Raw genomic sequence first — 5,202 nt, forward strand, 5'->3', positions numbered from 1 at the left:
ATATTGTCCATTATTATCCTACTACTCAATCAGCTCACTGGTTGGTCGTTGAGTATCGCACAGACACGACCATGACCAAACAAAAAGGCTGTATATTTACACAGCCTTTGCTCGTATCGAAAAAACCACTCGCGCCAGTGCACCTGAGGCGATTACGGATTTTTGACGGTTGCCTCATCTTTGTTACTGCTACCGAGGTAGTGATGCTGATAGCAGTGATTTGTGGCCTCAATAAAGCCCTCAACACTGCCACAATCAAAGCGCTCGCCTTTAAATTTATAGGCAAGCACACAGCCTGACTGCGCTTGTTTTAGCAAGGCATCGGTGATCTGCACCTCACCATTTTTACCTGGTGGGGTGTTTTCTAACAGATCAAAGATATCGGGCGTGAGAATATAACGGCCAATAATCGCAAGATTGCTCGGTGCATTACCGGGATCGGGTTTTTCTACCATATTGTCTACGCGGAAAAGGTCATCTTTGATCTCTTGGCCCGCAATCACCCCATATTTATGGGTTTCATCTTCTGGCACTTCTTCGACGGCGACAATGGAGCAGCGGAACTGATTGTAGAGCGCGACCATCTGGTTAAGCACGCCGTTGCCTGGATGAATGCAAAGATCATCAGCAAGGACGACCGCAAAGGCCTCATCGCCAACTAAATCGCGTCCTGTCAGGATTGCGTGACCTAACCCGCGCATCTCATGTTGGCGAATGTAAGTGAATGAGGCTTTTTCTATTGTATTACGAATATCGTCCAGCAATGCTTCTTTATTGGTGCCACTGATTTGATGCTCGAGCTCATAGTTTTTATCAAAATGGTCCATAATGGCATGTTTGCCGCGCCCTGTGACGATACACATACCATTGATGCCCGCTTCCAAAGCTTCATCTACGCCATATTCAATCAGGGGTTTATTGACCACCGGCATCATTTCTTTCGGCATCGATTTGGTCGCCGGTAAAAAGCGGGTGCCATAGCCAGCCGCTGGGAACAGACATTTTTTAATCATCGTGGATCCTTTGTTTTATCGAGTCGCCATCAGCACGTTAGGCTGTATGTACGCCACTTACCGGCTTGCGAATAAGTGGCCACTCAGCGTATATCTTATGAGGCAAAACGTTTTTTATAGAGCAACAGTTTGTTATGGAGCAACAGTTTGTTATAAAGCAATAGTTTGTTATCGAGCAATAGTTTGCTGGGTTACAGGCAGCGACGCAAGTCGTAAGCATACTCAGGGCGTGATAGCGTGACGGCTTCGGTATTGCTGATCCCGCTATGGCGAAAAATGTGCCATAAACGCTGCGGTAAATGCCGATAAGGCGGTGGCAGGCAAGGCATTGATGCCCGCCGCGGCAGCCCGACCGCCACCGGTAGCAAATTGCTCTGCTAACTGTACCGCGCCAGAGGGACGATTTAACGGCGCGCGGATACTGACCATCCAATCACCGCTCGACATCGGCGTCAGTACAGCATGCGCACTGTCGTGCGCCTGATTTGCCAGCTGATTGCCTAACATACCACTGATGCGACGCGCCCAAGCAGCATCCGGTAACAGATAAATTTTACCCCCATCTCCAGTGGTTTCAGGCGCTAGCGCTTTCGCTTTATCACGGTCGCTTTGGTAGGCCTCTGCCAAGGTCGTTACAATGTCCGGATAAGCGCGCATAAAGGCATCGGGGGTATCAAAGCCACACAGATGCCGATATAAGATGGCAGGAGGCATGATCAGATCATCCAGGCTGGCGCCATAGCTATTGTAATTAAGACAGTGGCCAAGCTGTTCAAGCCGATCACGTTGGCTGGCTGCCATTTGTGACTGGTGGGCGAGGGCGTTAGCGGTACGATGGAGATTATCGCCATAGGCACCAACCAGCGCCCATTCTCGATATTGACCGTGCAAAAGCTTATCAATAATTAAGGCGGTGCAGGTGTTCGCGCTGGTATGAATGTGGGCGTGAAGCAAAGGCGATTGAGGCACGGCGCCGCTTTGGTGGTGATCGGCATAAAAAACCTGGGTGCCGGAGGCGAGCAAAGCGTCAAGAGCAGCTTGATTTTTGGCCATGGAGAGATCCATCACTGTGACCTGCTCAGTGGCCAGGGGAACCTGCTTTAACAGTGCAATATCACGTTTTACCCCGGTGATCAGCGTATTGGCTTCGGGGTAGGCACGACGCCATTGCACCAAAGCCGCTAGGCCGTCTGCATCGCCATTAAACACATCGAAAGCCATCCTACAACGTCCTTTTTGGCTAAGAATTACACCATGGTAACGCGGGGACAGCTGGGGTCCAAGTTACCCATTGACCTCGTCATTATCGACTGGACCTTCTTGTCCGGTAAAGCCAATTAATGAGGCGTTATTTTTCGCCCAGAACACGGCTTGTACACGGTTTTTGACGTTGATTTTCTTAAACACGTTATACAGATGCGATTTGACTGTGTGCTCACTCACCGCTAAGGCATTGGCGATATCTTGATTTGAGGCACCTGTGACCAAATGATGCAAAATCTGCTGTTCACGGTTAGTCAACACAACCGCCTGTTCGTCAATGGTTTGCTGGTGATGCTGTTGGTAATAATGGATTAAGGCAGCCATTTTATGGCGGGGCAACCAATACTCACCGGAAAACATCTTTTCAATGCCGTGACAAAGGTGATTTACTTCATCCTCTTTTTTAAATACCCCTTTGATAAAAGGCCAGCTCGCCAGCTCTTTGGCACTCAAATCATGGGCATTGAGTAAGGCGAATACGTGTTGCTCGGCAAAGGGTGCTAACGTTTGTTTGAGTTGGTCGGTAGCGGTGTCATCAAAGGCATTGAGATCAATGAGCACCAGTCCAGAGCGCGCAGTCAGTTTGGCTGCAATCTCGTGGGGAGGCACGAGTTCAACGGCACTATGTGTTTCTTTTTCTAAACACGTCATTAACGCCGAAACAGACATGCTAGGCTGGGAAATAAGAAGAAGGGTGTAATGGTCTGAAGTGGTTTCTGCTTGGTTCATAAGCATCCTACTAATGATCACTTAACCGGCGTCGCTGCGTGAGCGCTGGGCACTGTCCGTTCACAAACGCCAAGGCGAGGCAAGATTTGTATCAGTTTAAACTATTTTCATTGCTCAGGTATATCCACTTTGTGGTAACGCATTGTTACGCCATTGCAAGCGCAGAATCTGGAACCTGATCGCGTTGAAAAGCTTCGAACCTCGAGGGGGCTCGTGCTAGACTTCATGCTTATTTATCCAGTGAGCGAAATCATTTCGCGCGTAACAGCAACAATGGGAGTCACCTATGGCCAGCCGTGGCATAAATAAAGTCATCTTGATTGGTAATTTGGGCAATGATCCGGAAATCCGTTACCTTCCCAACGGCGGTGCGGTGGCAAACCTAAGCCTCGCGACCTCGGAGTCATGGCGTGATAAAAACACCGGTGAGATGCGAGAGAAAACAGAATGGCATCGTGTTGTGCTATTTGGTAAAACCGCAGAAGTCGCCGGTGAGTATTTGCGTAAAGGCTCGCAAGTGTATATTGAAGGCCAACTACAAACGCGTAAATGGCAAGACCAAAGCGGTCAAGATCGCTACACCACGGAAGTGGCGGTACAGCCGTTTAGCGGTAGCATGCAAATGCTGGGTGGTCGCGGCGGCCAAAACCAAGGCCAGCCAATGCAGCAGCCATCGCAGCAGCAAGGTGGATGGGGTCAACCTCAGCAGCCTCAGCAAAACATGAATCAACAACCACCTCAGCAGCAAGCGGCCCCGCAACCACAATCTCAGCCTCAGTCGCAACCTCAGCAGCAGTATAATGATCTGCCTGACTTTGACGACGATATTCCGTTCTAGGCTACGTTCTTAACCAACGGCTATCTGAGCGCCATATCGTTATCGACAAAGCTTGATCGACAAAGCGCCCCGTGATTGGGGCGCTTTGTTTTTATGATGTCGTATTGATTCACGGCATGAGATTAGGCAACGCCAGGTCCAGCTTTTAAAAAGTGAGGCAGTTGGGTTGGTGTGGGGCATTTTAATTGGCCCATCACCTGAGTCATTTGTTGAGTGAGCATTTCAATGGCATGCTCACCGCCGTGTTGWCCCACGGCGCCACAGGCATAAACAAAGGTTCGGCCCAGCAAGGTAAAGTCAGCACCCATTGCCATGGCCTGCGCTACGTTGCCACCGCTTTGGACGCCGCTGTCCATTAACAGTTTAATTTTATCGCCGTACTGATGCTTAATGGTTTGAATCGTGTCTAACGGGGATTCGCCCACATCTAACTGGCGGCCGCCATGATTGGATAGCACCACACCATCTGCGCCCAGCGCAACTGCTTGTGCGACATCCTCAGGGTTTACCAGCCCTTTAAGCACTAATGGCCCATCCCAGTTATCCCGGATCACTTTTAGGCTCTCAAAGTCGACCGCGCCCATCACGGTATTATTCATAAAGTTAGCCAGCTCGCTGGTGGGCATATCCTTGGGCATGTAAGGTTTCAAGGTCTGCATTTCAGGAACACCGGCAAGGAGTGTATGCCAGCTCCAGCTCGGACATTGCATCATTTGCGCGATATTACGAAGGTTCATTTTGGGCGGCATGGCCAAGCCATTTTTGATATCGCGAGGACGATAACCAAAGGTGGGGACATCCACCGTCACCACCAGCACTTTATACCCTGCTCGTTTGATGCGTCCCATCAGATCGTCACGGATCTCGGCATCCGTCGGGTTATACAGCTGGTACCACGCCGTGCCCTCAGAGATCTCGGCAATGGTTTCAAGACTCGCTGAGGATACGGTGCTGAGTACATAAGGAAGGTTCGCCTTATAAGCCGCTTTCGCGAGAATTTCTGGCGCTTTTGGCCACATCAGCCCTTGTAATCCGACGGGCGCGACACCGAATGGGGCGGCGTAGTGTTTGCCAAATAGTTCGACCGATAAGTCAATGTCGGGGGTCGGGGCGAGTAAATCAGATTGCAGCTTTACTTGAGTGAAGGAGCTTGCATTGTGTGCCACCCCAATTTCGTCGTGACAACCGCCACAAAGATAATCAAACGCGAAGGCAGGAATACGCTTTTTAGCTGCTTTTTTAAGCGCAGGCGTATCAGGGTATTGAGGATGATAGTAAGACATAAATATCGTATCGCTGTGAGGTGAGTGTTTAGCCCTACCCTAGCGCAGCAATTGTTAGTGATATATAGACAAAAAA

The 5,202-nt window shown here is 49.9% G+C and carries 5 protein-coding genes; 1 reads left to right on the plus strand and 4 read right to left on the minus strand.

Annotation, left to right across the window (positions count from 1 at the left end):
- Positions 1-152: 152 nt before the first annotated feature.
- The 3 genes from galU to BZG79_RS11240 form a co-directional block, all read right to left on the minus strand.
- Positions 153-1,013 (minus strand): UTP--glucose-1-phosphate uridylyltransferase GalU, encoded by an 861-nt coding sequence (gene galU, locus BZG79_RS11230; protein WP_077577325.1) that lies wholly within the window; start codon positions 1,011-1,013, stop codon positions 153-155.
- Between the two features lie 264 nt (positions 1,014-1,277).
- Positions 1,278-2,234 carry an acetyltransferase gene (locus BZG79_RS11235; RefSeq protein ID WP_077774426.1) on the minus strand — a complete coding sequence of 319 codons (957 nt, stop codon included), beginning with the start codon at positions 2,232-2,234 and terminating at the stop codon, positions 1,278-1,280.
- A gap of 63 nt (positions 2,235-2,297) precedes the next feature.
- Positions 2,298-3,005, minus strand: a complete 708-nt coding sequence (locus BZG79_RS11240) for a LuxR C-terminal-related transcriptional regulator (RefSeq protein WP_077774427.1) — start codon at positions 3,003-3,005, stop codon at positions 2,298-2,300.
- A gap of 286 nt (positions 3,006-3,291) precedes the next feature.
- On the opposite strand from BZG79_RS11240, the gene BZG79_RS11245 reads away from it, so the two are divergent.
- The gene (locus BZG79_RS11245; protein ID WP_021022705.1) at positions 3,292-3,843 is read left to right on the plus strand and encodes a single-stranded DNA-binding protein; all 552 of its coding nucleotides are present in this window, start codon (positions 3,292-3,294) and stop codon (positions 3,841-3,843) included.
- Positions 3,844-3,965: 122 nt separating this feature from the next.
- On the opposite strand, the gene BZG79_RS11250 is transcribed toward BZG79_RS11245, so the two are convergent.
- The gene (locus BZG79_RS11250) at positions 3,966-5,126 is read right to left on the minus strand and encodes an alpha-hydroxy acid oxidase (RefSeq protein WP_077774428.1); all 1,161 of its coding nucleotides are present in this window, start codon (positions 5,124-5,126) and stop codon (positions 3,966-3,968) included.
- Positions 5,127-5,202 lie beyond the last annotated feature (76 nt).

It is taken from the genome of Salinivibrio sp. MA427 (genome assembly GCF_001996115.1).
Lineage (GTDB): Bacteria > Pseudomonadota > Gammaproteobacteria > Enterobacterales > Vibrionaceae > Salinivibrio > Salinivibrio costicola.

Coding starts and splice junctions, on each gene's coding strand:
- galU (WP_077577325.1), bottom strand. CDS start 1,013: ATGATTAAAAAATGTCTGTTCCCAGCGGCTGGCTATGGCACCCGCTTT.
- BZG79_RS11235 (WP_077774426.1), bottom strand. CDS start 2,234: ATGGCTTTCGATGTGTTTAATGGCGATGCAGACGGCCTAGCGGCTTTG.
- BZG79_RS11240 (WP_077774427.1), bottom strand. CDS start 3,005: ATGAACCAAGCAGAAACCACTTCAGACCATTACACCCTTCTTCTTATT.
- BZG79_RS11245 (WP_021022705.1), top strand. CDS start 3,292: ATGGCCAGCCGTGGCATAAATAAAGTCATCTTGATTGGTAATTTGGGC.